Below are 24,438 nucleotides of genomic sequence, written 5' to 3'. Positions count from 1 at the left end.
GTTTCAGCACACCCTTCTCTTTCATCCGGACTGTACCGTCGGCTCCGGAATCCAACCGGATCTGCTGACCTCCGGCCGTGAGGCCGAAGCGCTCGCGGGCTAGGCGGCTCGCGCCACCATTACCGCCGGTGGGGAATTTCGCCCCGCCCCGAGAATGGTCGCCGGTGTGGGGAACCACCTCGGCAGACCGGACATTACTGTAGGAAGCCCTGGAAATCAAAGGCGACACACCGTTTCCGCGCGCATGACAGTCATGTTCTCCGACATGTGATCGTCCTGCTCTCGACCCCGGTTTCCGCTTCCGCCATAAACCGGACGAAACACGAGAAAGCCATGCTCATTCCGCTGATTGTCGCCTGCGCGCTGTTCATGGAGAATCTGGACAGTTCGGTCGTCTCCACCTCGCTGCCACAGATCGCCATCGACCTCGGGGTCGACCCGATTTCCCTGAAGCTCGCCTTCACCAGCTACCTGATCTCGGTCGCCGTCTTCCTGCCGATTTCCGGCTGGATGGCCGACCGCTTCGGCGCCCGCACCGTCTTCCGTCTCGCCATCCTGGTCTTCGTGACGGGATCGGTCTTCTGCGGTCTTTCGTCGTCGCTCGAAGGCTTCGTCGCCGCCCGCATCGTGCAGGGAGCCGGCGGCGCCATGATGGTGCCGGTGGGCCGGCTGGTGATGCTGCGCTCGGTCAGGAAGTCCGACTATCTGCGCGCCATGAGCTGGCTGACGGTACCGGCAATGATCGGCCCGGTGCTCGGGCCGCCGCTCGGCGGCTTCATCACCACCTATTTCGAATGGCGCTGGATCTTCTGGATCAACATCCCCATCAGCATCGTCGGCCTCGTCCTGGTCAGCATCTACATCAAGAACTACAAGGAAGAGAACCTGCCGCCCCTCGACACACGCGGCTTCCTGCTGTCGGGAGTCGGGCTCGCCGGCTTCGTGTTCGGCATCGCGGCGAGCGGCATCGGCGTGCTGCCGCCGTGGATCGACATCGCCCTCGTCCTGCTTGGCGCTGCCGCACTCTACGCCTACGCCCGCCACGCCCTGCGGACGCCCGAACCGCTGATGGACCTTACCCTCTTCCGCCTGCCGACCTTCCGCGTCTCGGTGCTCGGCGGCCTGCTGTTCCGCATCGGCGTCGGCGCCATTCCCTTTCTGCTGCCGCTCCTTCTGCAACTGGGCTTTGGCATGTCGCCCTTCGAGAGCGGCATGCTCACCTTCGCCACCGCCGCCGGCGCCGTGCTGATGAAGTTCACGGCGCCGCGCATCCTTCGCGCCTGGGGCTTCCGCATGGTGCTGATGGCCAACACGCTGTTCACCACCGCCTTCCTGCTGGCCATCATCTCCTTCACCAAGGATACGTCCCATGCCGCCATCTTCGCCGTGCTGCTGATCGGCGGGTTCTTCCGTTCCCTGCAGTTCACCGCCCTCAATGGCCTCGCCTTTGCCGAGATCGACAATCGGCGGATGAGCCACGCCACGTCGATTTCCTCGGTCGGCCAGCAGATCTCGGCGGCGCTGGGTGTGGCGGTCGGCGCCGCCGCCCTCGAAGTCACCCGCTCCATCCGTGGCGACATGGCGGTACTGCCGGGCGACTTCGTGCCGGCCTTTCTGGCGCTGGCGGTGATCGGCCTTCTCTGCATCCCGATCTATGCGCGTATGTCGCCGAACGCCGGCTCGGAGGTCTCCGGCCATCGCGCCGAGGCGGCGGGCGAGCCGTCAGTCTAGCCTGGTTGCAGGATCGATATGGGCGCCGGTCCAGCGCGCGCCGGTCCAGGGTCGCCACCAGCGATAGGCCGGATCGATCGTCTCCGGCACCGGATCGAAGCCCGAAGAGCCCCAGGGATTGCAGCGGAGAATGCGGGCAAGCCCCATCCAACCGCCGGCCCACAAGCCGAAACGGCCAATGGCCTCATCGGTATAGCTGGAGCAGGTGGGTAGATGGCGGCATTGCCGCCCCATCAGCGGCGACAGGAGCAACTGGTAGGCACGGATCAGCGCATGGCCAATGATCCGCCCCGGCATCGATCCCCGAGGACCGGAACTTGAACAGACCATATCCGCATGCCGCTGCCCGCAACTGCACATGCCCTGCCCCTCAGCCGGTGGCACGCGCCGCCGCGATATCGTCGAGGCAGGCGACGACCGCCTCGAACACCAGCATTGTCGACGTATGCCGCGCCTTGAAGTCACGGACCGGCTCGAGGCAGCTGATCTCGGCAAAGCGCCCGGCCGGCGGCGCGGCGCCTTCCTTCAGCATGGCGAACATGTCGTCGCGGGCCTGTCTGAGCTCTGTCGCCGTGGCGCCGACGACATGTCTCGCCATCACCGCTGCCGCCGCCTGCCCCAGTGCGCAGGCCTTTACCTCATGGGCATAATCGGCGACGACGTCGCCTTCCATGCGAAGATCCACCGTGATCTGCGAGCCGCAGAGGCGGGAATGGCGGGTCGCCGTGGCGTCCGGCGCGGCGAGCCGGCCGATGCGGCCAATATTGCCGGCCAGATCGAGGATGCGGGCGTTATAGATCTCATCGAGCATGCTGACACCTAAGGCAGGCCGTCGGGCATATCGTTCCCGCTCGACGCCAACCACTTTGAACTCGAGTTCCTGGCGCGTATATAGGCCTGAGACGGCCATACCGCCAAGCGCGGTACACGCCGGACTGTCGTGGCGCCGCCGATCGAGGCACCTCGGCCCCAGGAAGGACCAAGCATGGACGATGCCATCTTCACCGCCGGCGCTCGCAAGACCCGCCGTCCCAGCCGCGAGGAAGCCGAGGCCGCCGTGCGGACGCTGATCGCCTATGCCGGGGAAGACCCTGATCGCGAGGGGTTGCTCGACACACCGAAGCGCGTGGTAAAGGCTTATGCCGAGCTTTTCTCCGGTTATGGCCAGACCGATGAGGAAGTGCTCGACCGCATCTTCTCCGAGGTGGCCGGCTACGAGGAACTGATCCTCGTGCGCGACATTCCCTTCTATTCCCACTGCGAGCACCACATGGTGCCTTTCATCGGCAAGGCCCATATCGCCTATTATCCCACCACCGGTGTCGTCGGCCTGTCCAAGCTCGCCCGCATCGTCGAAATGTATGCGCGGCGGTTGCAGACGCAGGAGACTATGACGGCCCAGGTCAGCAACGCCATCGACAAGGTGCTGAAGCCACGCGGCGCCGCCGTGCTGATCGAAGCCGAGCATCTCTGCATGGCCATGCGCGGCGTCCAGAAGCCGGGCGCCTCGACGGTGACCGCGCGCTTCACCGGCTGCTTCAAGACCGACCCCACCGAACAGGCCCGCTTCATGATGATGGTGCGCGGCGAAGGCAAGTGATCCCGAGATGACGTCCGAGACCAAACTGTTCCCGCCCGCCGGCGACAAGGCCGCGCTCGAGGCCGGCGACGTGCTGACCCCGCGCTTCGGACCGGATGGTACGATCGCCTGCGTCACCGTCGACGCCGACAGCGGCCAGGTGCTGATGGTCGCCTACATGAACGCCGAGAGCCTGGCGCTGACCATCGAAACCGGCGAAGGCTGGTACTGGAGCCGGTCGCGCGGCGAACTCTGGCACAAGGGCGCCACCTCGGGCAACGTGCAGAAGGTGGTGGAGTTGCTCACCGACTGCGACCAGGACGCGCTGGTACTGCGCGTGCGGGTTGAAGGCGCGGGCGCCACCTGCCACACCGGACAGGTGTCCTGCTTCTACCGGCGCGCGCCGCTCGGCCAGAAGGCGGCGGAGGGTCCGGTGCGGCTCGAACAGGTCGGCGGCGAGCGCCGCTTCGATCCGGCGGAAGTCTACGGCCACAAGCACTGACGAGGGCCTGCCGCATTTTCCCGTGGTTGACGGTGGGTCCCGCCGCCGTCAATAATCCTGCACTCGTCACTCAAGCATTATGATGGCATGATCCGCCGGCTCCTCGCCTTCCTCGCGCTACTCACGCTGGCCTTGATGTCGGCGGCCTCCGCGCATGAGCATGGCAGCATGGGACATCCGATGGCGACCTCAGTCCAGGCGACGGCGCAGCAACCAACTGCCACGCCTGCACCGGTTGCCGCAGCCCACGGTGCCGTGGCCTGGCTTGCTTCTGCTGACGTCAACACCTGCGCCGACAGCGACCAGACCGGTCACAGTCATGCCAAGCTCGCCGGATGCACCTGCCCTGCCGCCTGCGCCGGCCTGTTCAACGCCGCCGTCGCGGCGCCGCACTTTACGGCCGAGTTCTCCGCCGGCGCGCCGTCTGTTGCCAAGCGCCTGTCTGCCATGTCCGCGGCGCCGCCGACGCCGCCGCCCCGCGCCTGATCGCCCTCCGAACGAACACATCATTCAGCATTGCCGCAGCCGCCGGCCGGAGCGCCGCGCCTGCCGCACGGAGACAGACGATCATGCCCATGACCCACTACATGGAACTGCTGGCCGCCAACCAGCCGTGGAACCTCATCATCTTCATGGCGGTCCCGGTGATTCTCGCCGAGACCATCGCCATCGCCGAGCTCTACCTGCTCTACACGCGCCGCCTCGACGGCGCGGTGCGGCAGGTGAGCCGGATCGCCGGATCGATCGCCGGCATCTATTTCCTGGGCGTGTTCCTCTATCTGTTCTTCACCGCCGTGGTGCCGCTGACCAGCGGCGGCGCCTGGCGCGGCCCGGCGGACGTGATCGCCGTCGGATTCTATCTTGCCGGCGTCATCCCGCTCGGCGGCATCGCCCTGATCGATCTCGGCCTTCTCTGGAAGGATCGCCGCCCCGAGGCAAGGCTCGGCCTGCACGCCGGCTTCGTGGCGCTGTTCCTGATCGTCGCCCATGTGGCGATGATCTTCGGCATGCTCGACCCGACGCTGTTGACCGGCGCCGACCCGATGGCGGCCATGCCCGGCATGGTACACTGACGACCAACTGACCGGTGGCGGGCAACCAATGTCCGCTGCCGGATTCCACCGCTCGGCTCGTGTCAGACCGTCAGGTTGTGGCTTTCGTCGCCGAAGCTGAACTGGATGCCGGCCTCTTCGGCGCGCGCCCAGGCAATCACTCCGTCCAGCACCATCTTCTGGGAGGGGATGCGGACGACCACCGGGTCCCCCCGCGCGAACAGCGTGCCGGTGGTACGAATACGGCAACCACTGTGGCTGATGTTCTCAACGACGCAGGCAATGTCTCGCGGCTCGGAATGCACCAGAGCCGGCCAATGGCAGTTCAGCCGGTCCGCGCCGCGCTGTTCCCCAACCCGGACATTGGGATTGCGCAAGCGGGCGATCAGCTCCGCCATTTCCCGCTTCGACAACTTCTGGCTTTTGTGCACGTCTGAAATCCGTCAAAAGCAACAATTTTAAATAGAGCCCTTCCCGTTAATGCTTGGTTTCGCTCTGAGAAGCCGTGAAGGTCGATCGGCCTGAGAAATCGGAGATTTGCCTCGTCTGCCAAGTCCGGTCTATCCTAGGGACTAACCCTTACTGGCCACGACTCCTTCCATCCATGCCCCATTCGCTCTCGCTGCGTACCGCCGACACGCTTGCCGCCGTGGCCAAGGCCGACTGGGATGGCCTTGCCAATCCCGGCTGGGAGACCGGGCCGCGTGGTGCCATCCGCTGGATCGGCGAAGGGCCGCCCTCGTCCTACAATCCCTTTGTCAGCTACGACTTTCTTCTCGCCTGCGAGGAATCGGGATGCGCCGCGGCCGAGACCGGCTGGTTGCCGAGCCACCTGCTGCTCGAAGACGAGAACGGACGTCTGATCGGGGCCGCGCCCGCTTATCTCAAGGGGCACTCCTATGGCGAGTATGTCTTCGACCATGGTTGGGCCGATGCGTGGGAACGCGCCGGCGGGCGATACTACCCGAAGCTCCAATCGTCAGTACCCTTCACGCCGGTCAGTGGCCCGCGCCTCTTCGCCGCCGACGAAGCGACTCGCCGGGCGTTGGCCCGCGGCATGAAGCTCCTCGCCGACCGCTACGAGCTGTCATCTGCCCATGTGACCTTCGTCGACGAGCCGGGTGCCGCCGCCCTCGGCGCCGAAGGATGGCTCGAACGGTTGGACCAACAGTTCCAGTTCAGGAACGAGGGCTACGAGAGTTACGACGACTTTCTCGGCCGCCTCGCCTCCCGCAAGCGCAAGGCGCTGAAACGCGAACGGCGGGAAGCGCTTCAGGATGGAATCGACATCGAGTGGGTGACCGGCGGTGACCTCACCGAAGCCCACTGGGACGCCTTCTTCGCCTTCTACATGGATACCGGCGGTCGCAAGTGGGGCACGCCCTATCTCAACCGTCGCTTCTTCTCCCTGCTGTCCGAAAGGATGGCCGACCGTATCCTGCTGGTCATGGCGCGGCGCGCCGGGCGTTATATCGCCGGCGCGCTCAACCTGATCGGCTCCGATCGGCTCTATGGCCGCAACTGGGGCGCCATCGAGGAACACCCCTTCCTGCATTTCGAGGTCTGCTATCACCAGGCCATCGACTATGCCATCGCCCATCGCCTCGCTGTGGTGGAGGCCGGCGCTCAGGGCGAACACAAGCTGTCCCGTGGCTACCTGCCGGAGACCACCCGTTCGGCCCACTATATCGCCAACGCAGGTCTTCGTCGGGCGGTGGCCGACTTTCTCGCCCGGGAAAGACGAGCCGTCCTCAGGGCGGAAGAAGAGCTCGAGGGGCTCGGCCCCTTCCGGCGCGGCCCGCTGCAGGAACGGGATTGACCGTTCGGACGCAACAGACCACCTTGCGCTCCGACAGTTCCTCTCGGGAGAGCACGATGACCGCCTACGATGTCGACAACATCTTCGCCAAGATCCTGCGCGGCGACATTCCGGCCTACAAGGTCTACGAGGACGACGATGTTCTCGCCTTCATGGACGTCATGCCGCAGTCGGACGGTCACACGCTGATTCTCCCCAAGACGCCGGCCCGCAACATTCTCGACGTCGAGCCGGACGTTCTTGCCAAGGTGATCAAGGTCACCCAGAAGATTGCCAAGGCGGCTGTGAAGGCCTTCGAGGCCGACGGCGCGGTCATCATGCAATACAACGAGGCACCGGCCGGCCAGACCGTGTTCCACCTTCATTTCCACGTCGTGCCGCGTTACCTCGGCGTGCCGCTCCGTCCGCACACCGGCAAGATGGCCGATGCGGCGCTGCTCACGGCTCACGCCGAAAAGCTCAAGGCCGCCCTCGCCGCGTAAGGGACATCCGTCAGACGTTTTCCCGGTCGAAGGCGGCGCGCGCCGCCTCGACCTCGCCGCGCGTTTTGACAGCCCAATCGACCAGCCCAGCCAGCGGCACCATCAGCGATCTTCCGAGATCGGTGAGCCTGTATTCGACGGCCGGCGGAGTGGTTGGAAACACCTTCCTCGCCACATAGCCGTCGCGCTGAAGGTCGCGCAGCGTCTGCGTCAGCATGCGCTGGGAAATATCGGGAATGGCGCGCTTCAGCTCGCCAAAGCGGTGCGGCCTGAGCGCCAGCGTCAGCACCATCAGCGTGCTCCACTTGTCGCCGATGCGGTCGAGAACGCCCCGGATCGGGCAATTGTCGAAATCCGGTTCGATTCCGATCGCCCGCCGAAAACCGTCGAGCATGGCGTCCACTTCGCCGGAAATTGATGCCGTCACCGGTTCCCTCCAAGTAACTAAGGCAGGGCAAACTGCCGTCTTGCCCGCCCAAACCTGCGCTCTATCTTAGGGTCGATCTCAAAAAGAGACAATGTTGCGAAACGGAATCAAGGAGCTTTCATGAGCGAGAAATTGATGGTCACCGGTGCCACCGGCAAGCTCGGCCGCAGCGTGGTCAATCTGCTTCTTGGCGAGTTCGGCATTGCGCCTGCCGACCTCGTCGCCGGCACCCGCGACCCCGGCAAGCTCTCCGATCTCTCGACGCGGGGCGTAACCGTTCGGGCGGTCGATTTCGACAAGCCCGAGACGCTGCCCGCCGCCTTCGCTGGCATCGATCGCCTACTCATCGTCTCGACCGACGCCATCGGCGTCCGCCTTGCCGGCCAGCAGGCCGCCGTGAAGGCCGCAAAGGCGGCCGGGGTCAAGGGGCTTGTCTACACTTCAGCACCCAACCCACATGGCGACAATCATCCCCTGTCCTTCGCCGGCGATCATGCCGGCACCGAGACGGCCATCTTCGACAGCGGCCTGCCCTACCGCATCCTGCGCAACAACTGGTACCAGGAAAACCTGGCCATGAGCCTGCCGGCGGTTTTGAAGAGCGGCACCTGGTATACGTCTGAAGAGCCGGGCACCAAGGTGGCCTATGTCGCCCATGAGGATTGCGCCCGTGCCGCCGCTGCCGCCCTCATTCGTCCGTGGAAGGACGATCGCGCCATCTACGAGATCACCGGCGCCGAAGCCCTGACGATCGAGGAACTTGCCGCCCTCGCGTCGGAGAAGCTCGCCAAGCCCATCAACGTCGTCCATCTCTCGCCTGAGGCACTGGCCTCGGGGCTGAAGGCGGCCAACCTGCCGCCGCCGGTCATCGAGATGCTGCTCTCTCTGGACGCGACCAACAGCGCCGGCCTTCTGGCCAAGACGTCGGGGGCGGTGGAGGAGCTGACCGGCCGCAAGCCGAGCCCGATCGCCAGCTATCTTGAGGCGAACCGGGCTGCTCTCACGGCGTAACAACGGGAGGCGTCGCTCACGGCGCCTTCCGCTTTCCTGGAGGAGATCCCGTCAGGCGTCGGGATCGAATCCCTCGAACACCAGCTGGGCACCGAACTCCGCGGCCATCCGGCGCTCGTCCGGCTTGCGGATGGTCCAGGCCGTCACCGGCAATTTCCACTCGTCCCGCACCTTTCGGCTGACGTCGTTGCCGATGAGCTTCACCCAATAGCTCACGAATTGGAAGTGCGACCAGGAGCGATGGGAGAGCGTCGCGAGCTCCTCCTGCGCCAGGACGCGATAGTGATTGTAATCCTCGGCGCTCATCGCATCGTCGGCGACGATGCCGCGCGGCAGGTCGGGCGCAATCTCGGCGAGATCCTGGATCTGGCGCGGGTCGAAGGATTCGACCACCACCGGTCCGCCATAGGTGGCTAGCTCGCGCGCCGTCGCCTCCACGAGGTCGCGCTGACGCTCGGCAAAGTAGCTCTTGATCTCGACGACGAGGCCGGTGCGCCCGGCGACGAGGTCGAGCACTTCCCTCAGTGTCGGAATGCGGTCCTCGGTCCCGACCATGGGGATGGCCTTGAGCTCGGCCATCGTCCGGCCGGCAACCGGACCTTGGCCGGTGGTCAGGCGGTCCAGCACGTCGTCGTGGAAGACGTAGACGACGCCATCGGCCGAGAGATGGACATCCATCTCCATCGGAAAGCCCGCCCGCGCGGCGGCATCGAAAGCCGAAAGCGTGTTCTCGATCCGCCCGACCTTGGCGTCATGCAGGCCGCGGTGGGCGATCGGGCGGGCGGTCAGCCAGGAAAAATCACTCATTTGCCTCAGGAAACCTCGATGATGGCGTCGATTTCCACCGCGACACCGAGCGGCAGGGAGGCGACGCCGACGGCCGTGCGGCTGTGCTTTCCCTTGTCGCCGAGCACGTTAGCCATGAGATTTGACGCTCCGTTGACAACCTGCGGCTGGTCGATGAACTCCGGGGCGGAGTTGACGAAGGCATTGAGACGGACGACCCGCACGATGCGGTCGAGATCGCCGACGGCAGCCTTCACCTGCGCCAGGATGTTGAGGGCGCAGAGTTCGGCCGCCTTCTGACCGGCGGCCACGTCGACATCAACGCCGAGCTTGCCGGTGACGGCCGCGCCGGCCGTCGTCTTGGAGATCTGCCCCGAGACGAACAGCAGGTTGCCCGTGCGGACGTAGGGCACATAGTTGGCAACCGGGGCAATCGCCTCGGGCAGCGTCAGGCCGAGGCCGATGAGCGCGGATTCGACGGAACTGGTCATTTCGGGAACCTCCACACTGAAGCCCCTTTGAAAACAGGCCGCTCCAGCAAACAAGTGTGAGCCTTCGCTTTCCGATCGGTTGTTTCAACCTGGTTGGCCAATGCTCGGGTGGCCGAGTCATGCCGCATCACGGCAGCCAGCGCAACTCGTCCGGCCGAAAGCCGATGCGCAGGAGGAGACGACTGGGTGAGGCAGCTCGCGCATCGTCAAAAATGCGAAGCCCGGCCCTGAGCAGCGTTAACGGCCAGTTCACTCACTCGCGCAACACTTCTTGCGCTCCGAAAGGCGCGCGGCCTCTTTTTTCCTCGCGGCCGCCTTTCAGAGTTTGGATCTATCGGACAGGATAGGTGATATCCTGCGAGGCTTATCCATATACTCATACTCAACGAAGCCATTTTTTGACGCCGGGGACCCAATGATGAAATCGCTTCTCCGATCGGCGACGATTGCCTGCGCCTTTTCGGTGCTGATCGAGCCGACGCTCGCCGGCGGTCTTGTACCGCACCGCGTCGCCTATGACCTCGCTCTCGAGAGCAACTCCCAGATGAGCGACCTCGCCGTCAACATGAAAGGGCGCATGGTCTACGAGTTCACCGGCAACGCCTGCCAGGGCTACAATGTCAACTTCCGCTTCGTATTGGAAACCGGCGACAGCGAAGGCAACTCGGCGGTGACCGATCTCCGCAACAGGAACTTCGAGAGCGCCGACGGCCAAAGCTTCGACTTCCGCTCCCAGACCTTCGTCAACGAGGTACAGACCGAGGACATCACGGGAACCGCCGTCCGCGATGGTGACAAGGTCAAGGTCAAGCTGAAGCTTACCGAGGATACCGAGTTCACCATCGACAAGCCGGTGATCTTTCCCACCGCCCAGCTCCTCAAGACGATCGCCGAGGCTGAAAAAGGCACCACGGTGTTTTCCGACGACATCTACGACGGTTCGGACGGCGGTCAGCACGTCTTCCACACATCGACGGTCATCGGCTCGCCCAGGGATATCCCGCCCGACGAGAGCGAGAAGCCGATCGGCGACTTCCGGCGCTGGCCGGTCACCGTCTCCTATTTCGGCGGCGAGGCCGGCGGCGACCAGCCCCCGGATTACTCGATCTCCTTCGATCTCTGGGAGAACGGCATTTCCTCCAAGATGCGCCTCGACTACGGCGACTTCATCCTCAATGGCAAGATCGTCCATCTGGAGCTCCTGCCCGAGACGGCCTGCACCAAACCGCCGGCCTCCGCCGACCTGCCGGCTGCCGCACCGCCAGCCGAGGACAAGCCTGCCGCCGAGACCCCGGCCAAACCGGAAAACGCAACAAAGGACGCCGAGCCGCCGAAGAGTGCGGCTCCGGCGACGGAAAATCCGCCGGCAGCTACCGAACCGCCTGCGACCGACAAGGCGCCTGCTACCCCAGCCGATCCGGAAACGAAGCCCGACAAGTGACCGTCAGGCGACCACCCTTCTCGACTGTCGAAGAAACAGGCCGAGGGCCAGAAGCATCAGGCCGGCGGCGATGAAGAACGACACGTCGGGGCTGCGGATCGGTGCCGCCGGTGACAGGAAAAAGCCGAAGGCCTGAGTGTAGAACACTGCTCCGGTCAACATGGCAAGGTTCATCAGAGCGGTTATGCCGCCCTGCAGCGCGCCTTGGGTATCCTCCGGTACCGCCTTCGACATCAGCGCCGACAGCATGGGGTGGGCAAATCCCTCGATGGCGTTGATCACCAGCATCACCACGACCAGGGCCGTGGTCGGCGACAGGGCAAAACCGACGCAGGTGGCCGCCGCGCCGGCGAGGCCGACCGCCGCCATCCGCCGCTCGCCCCAACGGGCAACCGCCGGTCCGGTCCCGAATCCCTGCAACAGCGCCACCGTCAGGCCGGAGGCTGCGAGCGTCAGCCCGACGGTGGTGCCGGACCAGCCATACTTGGCGATTCCCCAGAACGGCCAAATCGCGGGGTAGATCGAGGTGCCGAAGAAAAACACCGTCAGCACCACGGCAGACGGCAGCACGCCGGGGTAACGGGCGAACACCGCCAGCACGCCGAGCGGGTTGGCTTCGCGCCAGCGAAACGCCCGCCGGTTGCCGCGGCCGAGCGTCTCCGGCAGACCGAATAGCCCGAACAGGAAGTTGACGCTGGCGAGCGCCGCCGCGCACCAGAAGGGAACGCGGGTACCGAACTCCCCGAGCAGCCCACCGATCGCCGGCCCCAGCACGAAACCGAGACCGAATGCCGCCGTCATCCGGCCGAAGGACCGGGCGCGATTCTCCGGCGAGCTGACGTCGGCAAGACACGCGCCGGCGATGACGTGCGACGAGCCGCAGACGCCGGCGATCAGGCGGCCGACGAACAGCCACAGCACGGTCGGAGCCAGCGCCTGCACGACATAGTCCACCGCCAGCCCGGCGATCGCCAGCAGCAAGAGCGGCCGGCGACCGAAGCGATCGGACAGTGCGCCGGCCAGCGGCGCGAACACGAACTGCGCCAGGCTGAAGACGGCGAACAGCCAGCCGCCGATGCGGGCCGCGTCGTCGAGGCCGGTATGCCCCACTTCCTCGATGAGCCGCGGCAGAACCGGAATGATCAGGCCGAAGCCGACCACGTCAAGAAACACGGCAACCAGCGCGAAGATCGTAGCCCGACGGGCCGCGGCGGCTGTGACAGGGGCGGACAAATCGGCGGCACTCATCTGCGGCATCCTTGGAATGGGAAGGGCGACTATAGAAAGCCCTGTGTCAGAACCTGTCCGCAGTGGCGCCCGCCGGTTCCCGGCAAGTCCAAAATGCAAAAAGGCACCCGCGTGGGGTGCCTCTTGCGTGGAGCCTCGTCCAGGCCGGGCGCCCTCTGGCGCATCCGGCCCCGAGCCGGATCACTTGATCTTGGATTCCTTGAACTCGACGTGCTTGCGCGCGACCGGGTCGTACTTGGTCTTGGTCATCTTCTCGGTCATCGTGCGCGAGTTCTTCTTGGTGACGTAGAAGTACCCGGTGTCGGCAGTCGAGACGAGCCGGATCTTGATGGTCGTTGCCTTGGCCATGGCATCCGATTCCTTGTGTTTGTTGACGGTGACAGCCAAAGCGGCTGGACGCCCCACGCGGGTAGCGTCGTTCGTTCGGCGGGCACCCTAGTCGAAAGCGCCCGAAAGTCAAGACGAGCTTGTCGATACTCCGGCTTTCGGTTCAGGCACCCGGCGGATGCGAAAAAGGGCGAAACCGGCGTAGCCGGCAAGAATCACCGCCGTCACGATCACCAGGCCCTGTGGCCCCAGCGCATCCATGCCGGCGCCGGTCGCCGCCGGCCCCACCAGCATGCCGACCGAGTACATGAAGACGAACGCGGCATTGGCCGAGGCGAGATCGCTGCCGGACAGACGGGCGCCGAGATGGGTCAGGCCCACCGCGTAAAGGCCGGCCACCAACCCACCCCAAAGCCCGATCACGATCATCAGCAGGAGACCGTTCGACGACACCGCCGCCACCAACCCGGCCGACACGATGCCGCCCAGAGCGACGTAGAGCAGCAGGTGCCGTCGATCCATGCGATCCGACAACATGCCGAGAGGCAACTGCGCGACGATGTTGCCAATCGCTACCGCCATTACAAGGAGCGCCGCCATCTGCTCACTATAGCCAAGACGCAAGCCGTAGACGGGCGAGAAGCTCATTATCGACGACTCGACGGCGCCTACGGTGAAGGCGGCAAAGGTGCCAAGCGGCACGACGGTGAGAAAATGCAGGAAGTTTCCACCCTGCCCTTCGTGCATCGGCGGGTCGGCCCGGAAGCCGGCGATGATCGGCAGGACGGAGACGGCCATCAGCCCGGTGCCAACGGCAAAGGGCAACCAGCCTTCCGATCCGATCAGGCTCAGGATGGCCGGCCCTACCGCGAAACCTATGGACAGGATGGTGGCATAGACCCCCATCACGAAGCCACGCCGGGCGGCGGGCGCCAGCGCGTTGATCCAGAACTCGGAGACGATGAAGGCCGTGTTGAGACAGAGCGAGAAGACAAAGCGCAGCACGAACCAGACGATGATCGAATCGAAGACATAGAACAGCGGAAAGGTGAGCGTGCCGAGCACCACCGCGACCAGCAGCACCCAGGCGGCGCCGAACCGGCGCGTCAACATCGGGACGAAGGGGGTGCTAAGAAGTGCCGCGACGCCGGCCGCCGTTGTTACCAGGCCGATGACCGAACTCGAATGGCCACGCTGTTCCAGGATGACGGCGAGAAGCGGCATGCCTAGGGAAAGCGATGTGCCGACGGCCGAGATGGCGCCGATCGCGGCCGCGAGACCGGCAAGACGGCGCCGGTCGAAACCTTCGTGATCGGGTGAAACCATGGTGAAAATCCGGAAAGGGACTAGCCTTCTACCGGACGCCAGCCATAAATCCAATCCATGTTGTCGGCCAGCCGCTCGGCGCCGATGAGGCGCATGCCAAGATTGCGCGCTTTCGCCGGTACTCCGCCGAGATGATAGATGACGCCGTTGCGCCTTGCGGCGGCGGCCACCTTGTCTGTGCGCGCCTTGCGCCCCTCGGAAAAGGCGCGGAGGCGGTCCTCAATGTCTTCTCCCGAGTCGGACGCCAACACGCCGGCCAGGACGCGGGCGTCCTCGATGGCCATCGCCGCCCCCTGGGCCACGAAGGGCGGCATGCCATGCACGGCGTCGCCGATCAGCACCGTCCGTCCCTTGGTCCACGGCGTGTCGCGCGGCGCCTCGCAAAGCGCCCACTTTCGCCAGATGTCGGGCATGGCGATGAGCTTGCGCACCGGCTCCGGCCAATCCTGGAAAGCTGCCTGGATCTGCGCCGGGTCGCCCGGCGCGTCCCAGCCGTCCTCGTTCCAAACGTCGTCGATGGCGGCGACCAGGTTGATCTCCCGGCCGGCGTCTATGGCATAGTGGACGAGATGAGCATGGCGACCGAGCCAGAGGCCGGTTTCGTTGTGTCGGAAGGACTGGGCAAAGAAGCCCTCAGCCTCGAACGTGGCCCGCCATGCGGTGCGCCCGGTATAGCGCGCGGGGCCGCCGCCGACGACGTTCTCGCGCACCATGGACCGGACGCCATCGGCGCCGACCAGCACGCTGCCCTCAAATCGAACCGGTTGATCGGCTTCGACGCCCTCGACCGCGACGCCGGCTGCGGTCTCGTCAACGGACGTGACGTTGACGCCGAGATGCAGCGTGACGCGCGGCTCCTGCTCGACCGCGGCGAGCAGCGTTCCCTGGAGATCGGCGCGATGGATGACGATATACGGCGCGCCATAGCGCTCGACCATCGCCTCGCCAAGCGGCATGCGCAGGATGAGGCGGCCGCTCGCCCCGTCGCGGATGGTCACCGCCTCCGGACGAAGGCCGGTGGCGTCGAGTGCCGTGCCGAGCCCGAGATGAAAGAGAATCGAAGAGGCATTGGGCGACAGCTGGAGGCCGGCTCCAACCTCCCGCAGCTCGGGCGCCTTATCGATTACCGTGACCCGCACGCCGGCACGCGCAAGGCATAGCGACAACGTGAGGCCGGCTATTCCGGCCCCGACCACCACCACCGGTAAGTGATCCGGCATAGCTCCATCCTTGGCGTGGGTCAGGCCGCTTTCGGCTGCCACGCGGCGTCCTTGGGTTCCGATTCGGTCGCCTTGAGCGACGGATCGTAGCGATAGACGGTCGAGCAATAGGAACAGACGACTTCGGCGTCATCTCCCATTTCCAGGAAGATGTGCGGATGGTCGAAGGGCGGCTTGGCGCCGATGCACATGAATTCCTTCGCGCCAATCCGGATGGTCGTCACCCCGGCGTCGTTGGCGAAATGAGGAACGATAGCGTCGGCCATGCACGATACCCTTGTTGAAATCCCTGACGCCAGGAAGCATACCGGCAAGACGGCAGCAAGAACAGTCCCTTTGCGGCAAAAGGGATGGCACTTGCCGACCGGCGCCAACGGCGCGATGGAGGTTCGTTTCATGCCGAGCTTTTCGACCGCCGATGGCGACTTCGCCTATCTCGACGAGGGGAGCGGCCAGCCGGTCGTCCTTGTTCACGGCTTTGCGTCCAATGCCCGCGTCAACTGGCTCGACACCGGCTGGATCGACTGGCTTGTCCAGGCCGGCTACCGGACGATCGCCCTCGACAACCGCGGGCATGGCGGCTCCGTCAAGCTGCACCACGTCGACGACTATCGCCTCGAGCGAATGGCGGACGACGTCACGGCACTCATCGATCACCTCGATCTGTCGCGCGTTCGCGCCATCGGCTATTCCATGGGCGCGCGTATCCTCATCGATTTCGCCAGCCGCCAGTCCGATCGTCTGGATCAGTTGGTACTGGGCGGCATTGGCGGCACCATGGCCAGAGCCGGCCTCGACCGAGAGCACATTGCCGCCGCCCTCCTCGCCCCCACCCTCGACGATGTCACCGATCCGATCGGCCGTGGCTACCGCCTGTTCGCCGACCAGACCCGTTCCGACCGGCAGGCGCTCGCCGCCTGCATCCGCGGCTACGGTCGCCCGGTCGATGCCTCGGAAACGGCCCGCATCGGGGTGCCGACGCTGGTTGCCGTCGGTTCAAAGGACGCCGTCGCGGGGCCGCCGTCCGAACTCGCTGCGATGATTCCAGGCGCGGAGGTGCTCGACATTCCCAACCGGGATCACATGCGGGCCACCGGCGACCGGGTGTTCAAGGAAGGCGTCGCGGCCTTCTTCGCCCGATAAACGGAAAAGGCGGCGCGACCTGTTCGATCGCGCCGCCTGAACCAAGATAATCTTCGTCCCGCCGATTACTCCGCCTTGGCACTCTGCTTCGGGCGCTTGCGCGGCTTCGGCGGCACCGGAGCGTCGGCCACCTTGGCGTCAACCTCTTCCACCTTGCGCTTCAGCGCCGGGTCGGGCAGGCAGTCGAGCTTGAGGCCGATCTCGCCGGCCTCGTTGGTCTCGACCGACACCTTGACGGTGCCGCCCTTCTTGAGCACGCCGAACAGCACCGCATCAGCGAGCGGACGCTTGATGTGCTCCTGAATGACCCGACCGAGCGGACGGGCGCCCATGTGCTCGTCGTAGCCCTTGGTGGCCAGCCACTCGATCGCCGCGTCGTCCAGCTCGAAGGTGACGTTGCGGTCGGCGAGCTGCGCCTCGAGCTGCATGACAAACTTCTGCACCACCGACCGCACCACGTCCGGCGGCAGCGCGCCGAAGGGGATGACCGCGTCCAGACGGTTGCGGAACTCCGGCGTGAACATGCGGTTGATCGCCTCGCTATCGTCACCCTCGCGCCGACTGCGGTTGAACCCGATCGGCTCACGGGAGAGATCGGCGGCGCCGGCATTGGTCGTCATGATCAGGATGACGTTGCGGAAATCGACCTGTTTGCCGTTGTGGTCGGTCAGCTTGCCGTGATCCATCACCTGCAACAGGATGTTGAACAGGTCCTGATGCGCCTTCTCGATCTCATCGAGCAGCAGCACGCAGTGCGGATGCTGGTCGACGCCATCGGTCAGAAGGCCACCCTGGTCGAAACCGACATAACCCGGAGGCGCGCCGATCAGCCGGCTGACGGTATGACGCTCCATATACTCCGACATGTCGAAGCGCAGGATCGGCACGCCCAGGATCGAGGCGAGCTGACGGGCCACCTCGGTCTTGCCGACGCCGGTCGGACCGGAGAACAGGTAGTTGCCGATCGGCTTTTCCGGTTCGCGGAGGCCGGCGCGGGCCAGCTTGATCGCCGAAGACAGGGCAGCAATCGCCTTGTCCTGACCGTAGACCACCCGCTTGAGGTTGGTCTCCAGGCTTTCCAGCACCTCGGCATCGTCCTTCGACACCGATTTCGGCGGGATGCGGGCCATGGTGGCAATCGTCGCCTCGATCTCCTTGACGCCGATCACCTTCTTGCGCTTGCCCTCGGGCAGCAGCATCTGGCTGGCGCCGGTCTCGTCGATCACGTCGATCGCCTTGTCCGGCAGCTTGCGGTCGTTGATGTAGCGCGCGCTGAGCTCCACCGCCGACTTGATGGCGTCCTGGGTGTAGCGAACCTTGTGGAAGTCCTCGAAATAGGGCTTCAGCCCCTTCAGGATCTCGATGGCGTCGGTGACGGTCGGCTCGTTGACGTCGATCTTCTGGAAGCGACGGACCAAGGCCCGGTCCTTCTCGAAGAACTGACGGTACTCCTTGTAGGTGGTCGAGCCGATGCAACGGACCGAGCCGCTGGACAGCGCCGGCTTCAGGAGATTGGACGCATCCATCGCGCCGCCCGAGGTGGCGCCGGCACCGATCACCGTGTGGATCTCGTCGATGAACATGATGGCGCCGGGATAGTTCTCGATCTCCTTGACCACCTGCTTCAGCCGCTCTTCAAAGTCGCCGCGATAGCGGGTACCGGCCAGAAGCGCCCCCATGTCGAGCGCGAAGATGGTCGAGTCCTTCAGAACGCCCGGCACGTCGCCATCGACGATGCGACGGGCGAGGCCCTCGGCGATCGCCGTCTTGCCGACACCGGGATCGCCGACATAGAGCGGGTTGTTCTTGGACCGGCGGCACAGCACCTGGATGGTGCGGGCGATCTCGTCGGCCCGGCCGATCAGCGGATCGATCTTGCCCTTCAGCGCCTTCTCGTTGAGGTTGACGCAATAGGCATCGAGCGCATCCGCCTTCTTCTTCTCGGCGGTTGGCCCGCCGGTCGGCGGCGCCTCCTGAGACGGCGTCTCGTCATCGACGCCGCGCGCCGCGCGGCTCTCGCTCATGCCGGCGCGCTTGGCGATGCCGTGGCTGATGTAGTTGACCGCGTCATAGCGTGTCATGTCCTGCTCTTGCAGGAAGTAGGCGGCGTGGCTCTCGCGCTCGGCGAAGATCGCCACGAGCACGTTGGCGCCGGTCACCTCGTCGCGACCGGACGACTGCACGTGGATCACCGCCCGCTGGATGACGCGCTGGAAACCGGCAGTGGGCTTCGCCTCCTCGCCGAGTTCGGTGACGAGATTGTCGAGCTCGGTGTCGATATATTCGACGAGGTTGCGCTTCAGGACGTCGAGGTCGACCGAACAGGCCCGCATGACGGCGGCCGCGTCGGGATCTTCCACCAATGACAGAAGAAGATGTTCGAGCGTCGCGTATTCCTGGCGGCGTTCATTGGCGAAAGCGAGGGCCTGGTGAAGGGCTTTTTCAAGACTGCGCGAGAAGGATGGCACGATGGACCCTCACTTTTTTTCCATGACGCACTGAAGCGGATGCTGATGGCGACGCGCGAAATCCATCACCTGCGTCACCTTGGTCTCGGCGACTTCATAGGTATAGACACCGCACTCCCCCACCCCATGATGGTGGACGTGCAACATGATCTGAGTTGCCTCTTCACGCCCCTTGTTGAAGAAACGCTCCAGGATGTGCACCACGAATTCCATTGGCGTGTAATCGTCGTTCAGGATCAGAACGCGATACATGCTCGGTCGTTTGGTCTTGGTCAGGACCTTGGAGGCTATCCCGGTTCCCGAGTCCGACCCGTTCCCACTCTCCCCGTCATCGTCGTCGGCCGATAGGACCGAACGGCGCGTCTTGTCTTCCATCCCCCTGTCGGCCCATTGGTTGGCCACAGGATGACTTTCAGGCAGACCGAAAGATAGATCCGCCAGTGTCATTCCCCTCGCGCCAGCCAGAACCGCCTCAACCAACTTTTCCTCCGATTGCTTGCCCCGATCTTGCGGGCTGTGCAGCCATATTGAATCAGGGACAACGGGGGCGCAATTCCAATCTGGATTCCAGGCGGGAACTCCACGCACTTGTGAGAAGACGATGGGCTGCCCGTCTGTATCTGGTAAGGAGTTTCGCTTAGGTCAAGGCGCGATGCAATATAGTGAAATGTTGGCAGCCCCCTGCTTTTTGCATGCCCCGCGCGCCTACCGCCAATCTCCCTAAAAATGCCGAGTCCTATTTCGGGACGGTGCAAATCCGGAAAAGTCGATTCAAACTTTACGGTTCCGTAACCGCGTTGCCGCTAATTTTGCGACCGTTGCCCGTTGGGCTCAGGGGAGTGGAGAACAGGTCCGTAATGGGCTTTCAAACCCGCCGAAGCGCGTGGAACGAAGCCTGTGAATTGGCGTTGTGAGGGCGGTCCATTGTTGAGTTTGCGTAGTCTGGTCTCAAAGGTTCTGCATCGAATGGCGGCCCCTGCGGCCGCCGCAGTCATCGCGGCGAGCGCATCCACCGTCGCCCTTGCGGCCAAAGGGGCGCCCAGCCAGGTCGTTCCCTCCAAATACGCGGCGATCGTCGTGGATACGGCCACTGGCAAGGTGCTCTATCAGGCCAACCCGGACGCCCGGCGCTACCCGGCTTCGCTGACCAAGATGATGACCCTCTATGTCCTTTTTGAGGAACTGAACCGGGGTCGTTTCAAGCTGTCGACGCCTCTGCGCGTCTCGGCGCTTGCCCAGAGGCAGTCGCCGACCAAGCTCGGCCTTCGCGCCGGCGAGACCATTACCGTCGAAGACGCCATCAAGGGCCTCATCACCCGCTCGGCAAATGATGCCGCCGCCGTCATCGCCGAGAATGTCGCGGGCTCCGTGCCGGCCTTCGCCGATCGCATGACGCGCACCGCCCGCGCCCTCGGCATGAACAACACCCGTTTCCGCAACGCCAACGGCCTGCCCGACCCCGGCCAGTACACGTCGGCGCGCGACATGATGAAGCTCGGCGTGGCACTGCAGGTTCGTTTCCCGCAGTATTACCCTCTGTTCTCGATCCGCTCCTATACGTTCCGCGGACGCACCATCGGCAACCACAACAGGCTGCTCGGCCGCGTCAACGGCGTCGATGGGATCAAGACGGGCTATGTCAACGCGTCCGGCTTCAATCTCGTCACCTCGGTCAAACGCGACGGCCGCAAGATCGTCGCCGTCGTCATGGGCGGCAGGACGGCCGCGCAGCGCGATGCCCATATGGTGCAGTTGATCAACACCTATCTGCCCAAGGCCTCGCGGTCCCGCGGCTATGACGACGAGCTCGTCGCCAGTGTGATGAACGCGCCGAAGGTTGCCGCCGCCAGCGTGGCGGCGCCGACCGAACCGGCTATCCGCGTCGCTGCCGCGTCTGCACTGCCCCCGCATCCGGCGCCGCTGCCCCGCCCGGCGATGATGACCGGCACGGATATCGTCGACCCCGATCCGGCTGTCGTCACCGCGTCGGTTGCTCCGATGCCGCCGGTCGCGCCGGCCGTCGTTGAAGAGGTTGCCGCAGCGCCGGTGGCGACGCCGCAGTTCGCCCCCTCGCCCGAACCGGTCAGCCTTGCGACGGCGACGTTGCCGGCAAGCCTTGCCAACGCCCGCCTGCCGTCATCGGCCGCCGAAGCCTTTGCCGACGTTGGCCCGGCGCCCCAGGCCGACCCGTTGGCCGACCTCGTCGCCCGCGTCGATGCCCACCCGCGCCGCGCCGCCAAGACCGTCGAGATTGCCTCCGCCGCGCCGGCCAACGTTCTGAGCGATGCGACACCGCACGAGGCGCCGGCCGCAGCGCGTCCGAGCGGCTGGTACATACAGATTGGCGCCGTCGGCTCGAAGGCCGCCGCCATGGATCTTCTCGACAAGGCGAAATCGACCACCCCGCAGCTTGCCGATGCCAGCCCCTTCGCCGAACCGGTCAGCAAGGGGGGCTCGACCGTGGTGCGGGCGCGTTTCGGCGGCTTCGCCAACGAAAAGGCCGCCAACCGAGCCTGCGCGGCCCTGAAGAAAAGCGACTTCGCCTGTTTCACAATCAGGCTCTGACCGCCCCTCCGGCGGTCGGAGCGACCCGCGCCATATCCGCAAGGCACGTCTCCGCCTTTCAGACGGCGCGGCACACACAGTCAGTCAACGGCACCCACAGTTTTGCGTAACGGGAGCTAGACATGTTTGGACAGAAGCCGGTCCTTGGCCTGGTTGATACGTACCGCCAGGAAAGTGGAGCCGCCCTGGTCGGGATGCACCCGCTTCATCAGCCTGCGGTGGGCGGCCCGGATATCGGCCTCTCCGGCGCCCTTTTGAAGCCCAAGGATCTCGTACGCCTCCTCCTCGCTCATGGCGCTCGCATTCGTCGCTCGACGGCTCCGCGATGCGGCCTCACCTTGCATGTTCTCACGCCATCCGGGCATTCGGCGGTCGAGGTAAATCTCTAGCGTTGCGCGGCTTCGGCGGTCGCCGGCCGTCTGCGCATAGAGGTTGGACAACTCCTGCTCGTCCAGCCGGTTGAGGTCTCGCCCTCGAAGACTGCCCGCCACAACCCGGCCACCGATGGCCTCGCCGTCGATCACCACTTCGATCATGGGGGAGCGATAAAAGGGTTGTGTCCGTCGCGTTCCCCGCCGGGGCTGCAACAATCCCGCCCGATGCAAGCCGATCAGCAAGACCAAGCCAACCGCGGCAAACGCCACCCGCCCCGTGACTGCCAGAGCGGCAACGACGCCTAACCCCGAGAGCAAGCCGTAATTCCGGGCGATCGCGTCGATGTCGCTCCGAATGCGAGCCCCTCGCCATCGGATGAGCCAAGCGCCCAAGGCGAGCAGCAGAAACAGCGTGAAGGCCACGTTCATGGAAAGGTGGGTCCGGCTTTCGGGTGTTCGATGCTCCATTTCGGACTTTGCCGGCTGGAATGCAATGGGAATGGTCCGCCCGACTTTCTTGACCAAGACGACCACGCCGCGCTTGAAGCGCCATGCCTTTGCCGCCATTTTGCCTTTCAATGGAGTCGGCGGGCGAGGCACCTCGAACGCCACAATTGTTTGCGCGCTGCCACAACCGACGACGGGATGCTTCGCTCATGATGCTACGCCAGCCGACCCTCCGACGCTTCGCCATGGGACCGCTTCTCGGAACGGCGCTGGCCCTGACCCTGCTCGCTCCCCTTCCGGCCGGCGCGCGCGGGGCCGCAACGGCCCAGCCGGACGAAGGGCTGCCGGTCGCCTCGTCGCTCGAGGGCAATTATCTGGCCGGCCGGTTCGCCGGCAGCATTTCCGACTATCGCGCTTCGGCCGACTATTTCGCCTCGGCGCTGCTCGATGCACCCGATGACAAGTTCCTGCTTGAGCGCACACTGTCTCTCTATATCGCCGCCGGCGAGCTGACGGAGGTCCGCACGTTTGCCGAACGGCTGCGCGATCTCGATGCCAAGAGCCCGATCGCCGCGCTGACCATCGGCCTTGACGATTTTCAATCGGCCCGTTGGGAGGAAGCCATCGCCTCGTTCCAGCAGGCGCGTTCCGGACCACTCCTGACGCTGGCCGTCGAAGTCCTCTCGGCGTGGGCGGAACAGGGCGCCGGCAAGACCGACGAGGCGCTTGCCCGCCTCGCCAAGCTCGACGGCGAGAAGTGGTATCTGTTCTTCCGTCATTACCATGCCGGCCTCATCGCTTCGGTCGCCGGCCGCGGTGAGCTGGCGGCCGAGGAGTTCAAGGCGGCGCTTGCCATCGACGACGGTCCGGTCTCGGTGATCGATGCGGCGACGCGCACCTTTGCCCGTAACGGCGACTTTGACGCCGCCAAGGCCACCATCGACAAGGCGCTGGCCTCGGCTCCGGGGCATCCGCTGCTCAAGGAGGTGGCCGCTCTTGTCGAGGCCAGGCGCCGCCCGGCAGCTCGCGCCCGGACGGTCAACGAGGGGGCTGCCGAAATCCTCTCCGGCCTCGGCTCGGCCGTGGTGCGCGAGGATACCAATGATTTCGGCGTCATCTTCCTGCAGCTCGCGCTGGCTCTCGACCCGAGCGACGACATGAGCCGCATCACGCTTGCCGAGAACTTCGAGCGTCTGAACCGTCCCGACGACGCGATCGCCCTTCTCGACAAGGTTGCGGCCCAGTCGCCGCTCCGGCGCAACGCCGATGTCATGGTCGCCTTCGATTACAATGCGCTTGATCGTGTGGACGAGGCACGCGCCGCGCTGAAGCGCGTCATTCGCAAGAATCCGAAGGACAAGGAAGCGCTGAACGCCCTTGGCAACATCCTGCGGACGCGCAAGCTGTTCGCCGAGGCGGCCGACGTCTACACGCGCACCGTCAAGGCGATCGGCGACAAGCCGCAGGCCGAGGACTGGCAGGTCTTCTACAATCGCGGCATCACCTACGAGCGCACCAACCGCTGGCCGGAAGCCGAAGCGGACTTCAAGAAGGCGCTGGAGCTGAGGCCCGACCAGCCGCTGGTGCTCAACTATCTCGGCTATTCCTGGGTCGACAAGGGCATGAACCTCAAGGAGGGCATGGCGCTGATCGAGAAGGCCGTCGCCCTTGCCCCGACCGACGGCTACATCGTCGACAGCCTCGGCTGGGCGCACTACAAGCTCGGCCAGTATGACGAAGCCGTCGAGGAGCTCGAGCGGGCGGTGTCGCTGATGCCATCCGATCCGACCATCAACGATCATCTGGGGGATGCGTACTGGCAGGTGGGTCGCCGCCTCGAGGCGCGCTTCCAGTGGAACCACGCCAAGGCCAGCAAGCCCGAACCGGAAGATCTCGCCAAGATCGAAGCCAAGATCGAGCACGGCCTCACCGACGAGACCGCGAACAAGGCAGCAGCCGAAGTCGCGGACCCCAAGCCTGCCCCGGCGACGCCCTGATC

The 24,438-nt window shown here is 65.0% G+C and carries 26 protein-coding genes and 1 riboswitch; of the genes, 12 read left to right on the top strand and 14 right to left on the bottom strand.

Annotated features, from left to right (window positions below; translation table 11 throughout):
* Positions 1-9: 9 nt before the first annotated feature.
* A riboswitch (FMN riboswitch) is annotated at positions 10-160 on the bottom strand.
* Positions 161-333: 173 nt separating this feature from the next.
* Positions 334-1,731 carry a DHA2 family efflux MFS transporter permease subunit gene (locus CXZ10_RS03215; protein ID WP_101287492.1) on the top strand — a complete coding sequence of 466 codons (1,398 nt, stop codon included), beginning with the start codon at positions 334-336 and terminating at the stop codon, positions 1,729-1,731.
* On the opposite strand, the gene yidD is transcribed toward CXZ10_RS03215, so the two are convergent.
* The gene (gene yidD / locus CXZ10_RS03210) at positions 1,723-2,028 is read right to left on the bottom strand and encodes a membrane protein insertion efficiency factor YidD (protein ID WP_244617083.1); all 306 of its coding nucleotides are present in this window, start codon (positions 2,026-2,028) and stop codon (positions 1,723-1,725) included. The two genes, CXZ10_RS03215 and yidD, sit on opposite strands and share 9 nt — an antisense overlap.
* A gap of 73 nt (positions 2,029-2,101) precedes the next feature.
* Positions 2,102-2,542: an iron-sulfur cluster assembly scaffold protein gene (locus tag CXZ10_RS03205; RefSeq protein WP_101287490.1), complete on the bottom strand. Its 441-nt coding sequence runs from the start codon at positions 2,540-2,542 to the stop codon at positions 2,102-2,104.
* 174 nt (positions 2,543-2,716) lie between these two features.
* On the opposite strand from CXZ10_RS03205, the gene folE reads away from it, so the two are divergent.
* The 4 genes from folE to CXZ10_RS03185 all read left to right on the top strand — a co-directional run bounded on the left by folE (position 2,717) and on the right by CXZ10_RS03185 (position 4,885).
* Positions 2,717-3,331, top strand: coding sequence for a GTP cyclohydrolase I FolE (folE, locus tag CXZ10_RS03200; RefSeq protein WP_101287489.1), 615 nt, complete (start codon positions 2,717-2,719; stop codon positions 3,329-3,331).
* A gap of 7 nt (positions 3,332-3,338) precedes the next feature.
* Positions 3,339-3,812 carry a phosphoribosyl-AMP cyclohydrolase gene (gene hisI, locus CXZ10_RS03195; RefSeq protein ID WP_101287488.1) on the top strand — a complete coding sequence of 158 codons (474 nt, stop codon included), beginning with the start codon at positions 3,339-3,341 and terminating at the stop codon, positions 3,810-3,812.
* An 87-nt stretch (positions 3,813-3,899) separates the two neighbouring features.
* Positions 3,900-4,298, top strand: a complete 399-nt coding sequence (locus tag CXZ10_RS03190) for a hypothetical protein (protein ID WP_101287487.1) — start codon at positions 3,900-3,902, stop codon at positions 4,296-4,298.
* An 83-nt stretch (positions 4,299-4,381) separates the two neighbouring features.
* Positions 4,382-4,885, top strand: coding sequence for a DUF6803 family protein (locus CXZ10_RS03185; protein WP_101287486.1), 504 nt, complete (start codon positions 4,382-4,384; stop codon positions 4,883-4,885).
* A 62-nt stretch (positions 4,886-4,947) separates the two neighbouring features.
* Here the strand turns inward: CXZ10_RS03185 and CXZ10_RS03180 are convergent, their stop codons facing one another.
* Complete coding sequence (locus CXZ10_RS03180; RefSeq protein ID WP_101287485.1) at positions 4,948-5,262, bottom strand: PilZ domain-containing protein; 315 nt, start codon at positions 5,260-5,262, stop codon at positions 4,948-4,950.
* 206 nt (positions 5,263-5,468) lie between these two features.
* Between CXZ10_RS03180 and CXZ10_RS03175 the strand changes: the two genes are divergently transcribed.
* Both CXZ10_RS03175 and CXZ10_RS03170 read left to right on the top strand, forming a co-directional pair.
* Positions 5,469-6,683 (top strand): GNAT family N-acetyltransferase, encoded by a 1,215-nt coding sequence (locus CXZ10_RS03175; RefSeq protein WP_101287484.1) that lies wholly within the window; start codon positions 5,469-5,471, stop codon positions 6,681-6,683.
* A 56-nt stretch (positions 6,684-6,739) separates the two neighbouring features.
* A complete protein-coding gene (locus CXZ10_RS03170) occupies positions 6,740-7,165 on the top strand; it encodes an HIT family protein (protein WP_101287483.1) in 426 nt (141 codons plus the stop codon).
* A 10-nt stretch (positions 7,166-7,175) separates the two neighbouring features.
* Here the strand turns inward: CXZ10_RS03170 and CXZ10_RS03165 are convergent, their stop codons facing one another.
* Positions 7,176-7,559, bottom strand: coding sequence for a winged helix-turn-helix transcriptional regulator (locus tag CXZ10_RS03165; protein WP_101288339.1), 384 nt, complete (start codon positions 7,557-7,559; stop codon positions 7,176-7,178).
* 153 nt (positions 7,560-7,712) lie between these two features.
* On the opposite strand from CXZ10_RS03165, the gene CXZ10_RS03160 reads away from it, so the two are divergent.
* Positions 7,713-8,603 carry an NmrA family NAD(P)-binding protein gene (locus CXZ10_RS03160; RefSeq protein ID WP_101287482.1) on the top strand — a complete coding sequence of 297 codons (891 nt, stop codon included), beginning with the start codon at positions 7,713-7,715 and terminating at the stop codon, positions 8,601-8,603.
* Positions 8,604-8,654: 51 nt separating this feature from the next.
* On the opposite strand, the gene CXZ10_RS03155 is transcribed toward CXZ10_RS03160, so the two are convergent.
* Together CXZ10_RS03155 and CXZ10_RS03150 are read right to left on the bottom strand one after the other, a co-directional pair.
* Positions 8,655-9,410 (bottom strand): glycerophosphodiester phosphodiesterase family protein, encoded by a 756-nt coding sequence (locus CXZ10_RS03155; protein ID WP_101287481.1) that lies wholly within the window; start codon positions 9,408-9,410, stop codon positions 8,655-8,657.
* A gap of 5 nt (positions 9,411-9,415) precedes the next feature.
* Positions 9,416-9,880, bottom strand: coding sequence for a RidA family protein (locus CXZ10_RS03150; RefSeq protein WP_101287480.1), 465 nt, complete (start codon positions 9,878-9,880; stop codon positions 9,416-9,418).
* A gap of 418 nt (positions 9,881-10,298) precedes the next feature.
* Between CXZ10_RS03150 and CXZ10_RS03145 the strand changes: the two genes are divergently transcribed.
* On the top strand, positions 10,299-11,321 hold the full coding sequence (locus CXZ10_RS03145) for an EipB family protein (protein ID WP_180335835.1): 1,023 nt from the start codon (positions 10,299-10,301) through the stop codon (positions 11,319-11,321).
* A gap of 3 nt (positions 11,322-11,324) precedes the next feature.
* Here the strand turns inward: CXZ10_RS03145 and CXZ10_RS03140 are convergent, their stop codons facing one another.
* The 5 genes from CXZ10_RS03140 to CXZ10_RS03120 form a co-directional block, all read right to left on the bottom strand.
* On the bottom strand, positions 11,325-12,569 hold the full coding sequence (locus CXZ10_RS03140; protein WP_101287478.1) for a TCR/Tet family MFS transporter: 1,245 nt from the start codon (positions 12,567-12,569) through the stop codon (positions 11,325-11,327).
* A gap of 180 nt (positions 12,570-12,749) precedes the next feature.
* The gene (gene rpmG, locus CXZ10_RS03135; RefSeq protein ID WP_026782960.1) at positions 12,750-12,917 is read right to left on the bottom strand and encodes a 50S ribosomal protein L33; all 168 of its coding nucleotides are present in this window, start codon (positions 12,915-12,917) and stop codon (positions 12,750-12,752) included.
* Between the two features lie 108 nt (positions 12,918-13,025).
* Positions 13,026-14,222: an MFS transporter gene (locus CXZ10_RS03130; RefSeq protein WP_101287477.1), complete on the bottom strand. Its 1,197-nt coding sequence runs from the start codon at positions 14,220-14,222 to the stop codon at positions 13,026-13,028.
* Between the two features lie 20 nt (positions 14,223-14,242).
* Positions 14,243-15,484: an FAD-dependent oxidoreductase gene (locus tag CXZ10_RS03125; RefSeq protein WP_143741464.1), complete on the bottom strand. Its 1,242-nt coding sequence runs from the start codon at positions 15,482-15,484 to the stop codon at positions 14,243-14,245.
* Complete coding sequence (locus tag CXZ10_RS03120) at positions 15,463-15,708, bottom strand: zinc-finger domain-containing protein (RefSeq protein WP_101287475.1); 246 nt, start codon at positions 15,706-15,708, stop codon at positions 15,463-15,465. The genes CXZ10_RS03125 and CXZ10_RS03120 overlap by 22 nt, the downstream gene beginning before the upstream one ends.
* A gap of 130 nt (positions 15,709-15,838) precedes the next feature.
* Between CXZ10_RS03120 and CXZ10_RS03115 the strand changes: the two genes are divergently transcribed.
* The gene (locus tag CXZ10_RS03115) at positions 15,839-16,585 is read left to right on the top strand and encodes an alpha/beta fold hydrolase (RefSeq protein WP_101288338.1); all 747 of its coding nucleotides are present in this window, start codon (positions 15,839-15,841) and stop codon (positions 16,583-16,585) included.
* A gap of 65 nt (positions 16,586-16,650) precedes the next feature.
* Here CXZ10_RS03115 and clpA read toward each other — a convergent pair whose 3' ends face one another.
* The gene (gene clpA / locus CXZ10_RS03110; RefSeq protein ID WP_101287474.1) at positions 16,651-19,053 is read right to left on the bottom strand and encodes an ATP-dependent Clp protease ATP-binding subunit ClpA; all 2,403 of its coding nucleotides are present in this window, start codon (positions 19,051-19,053) and stop codon (positions 16,651-16,653) included.
* Positions 19,054-19,062: 9 nt separating this feature from the next.
* Positions 19,063-19,428, bottom strand: a complete 366-nt coding sequence (gene clpS / locus CXZ10_RS03105) for an ATP-dependent Clp protease adapter ClpS (protein WP_101288337.1) — start codon at positions 19,426-19,428, stop codon at positions 19,063-19,065.
* 591 nt (positions 19,429-20,019) lie between these two features.
* Here clpS and CXZ10_RS03100 point away from each other — a divergent pair.
* Entirely contained in the window at positions 20,020-21,618 is a 1,599-nt protein-coding gene (locus CXZ10_RS03100; protein ID WP_101287473.1) for a D-alanyl-D-alanine carboxypeptidase, read from the top strand.
* 116 nt (positions 21,619-21,734) lie between these two features.
* Here CXZ10_RS03100 and CXZ10_RS21315 read toward each other — a convergent pair whose 3' ends face one another.
* The gene (locus tag CXZ10_RS21315) at positions 21,735-22,559 is read right to left on the bottom strand and encodes a DnaJ domain-containing protein (RefSeq protein ID WP_143741463.1); all 825 of its coding nucleotides are present in this window, start codon (positions 22,557-22,559) and stop codon (positions 21,735-21,737) included.
* An 89-nt stretch (positions 22,560-22,648) separates the two neighbouring features.
* Between CXZ10_RS21315 and CXZ10_RS03090 the strand changes: the two genes are divergently transcribed.
* Positions 22,649-24,436 carry a tetratricopeptide repeat protein gene (locus CXZ10_RS03090; RefSeq protein ID WP_101287471.1) on the top strand — a complete coding sequence of 596 codons (1,788 nt, stop codon included), beginning with the start codon at positions 22,649-22,651 and terminating at the stop codon, positions 24,434-24,436.
* Positions 24,437-24,438 lie beyond the last annotated feature (2 nt).

Source organism: Pleomorphomonas diazotrophica (assembly GCF_002844595.1).
GTDB lineage: Bacteria > Pseudomonadota > Alphaproteobacteria > Rhizobiales > Pleomorphomonadaceae > Pleomorphomonas > Pleomorphomonas diazotrophica.
Note: the sequence above shows the minus strand (reverse complement) of the source record. Positions and strands in the feature narration are given on the sequence as shown.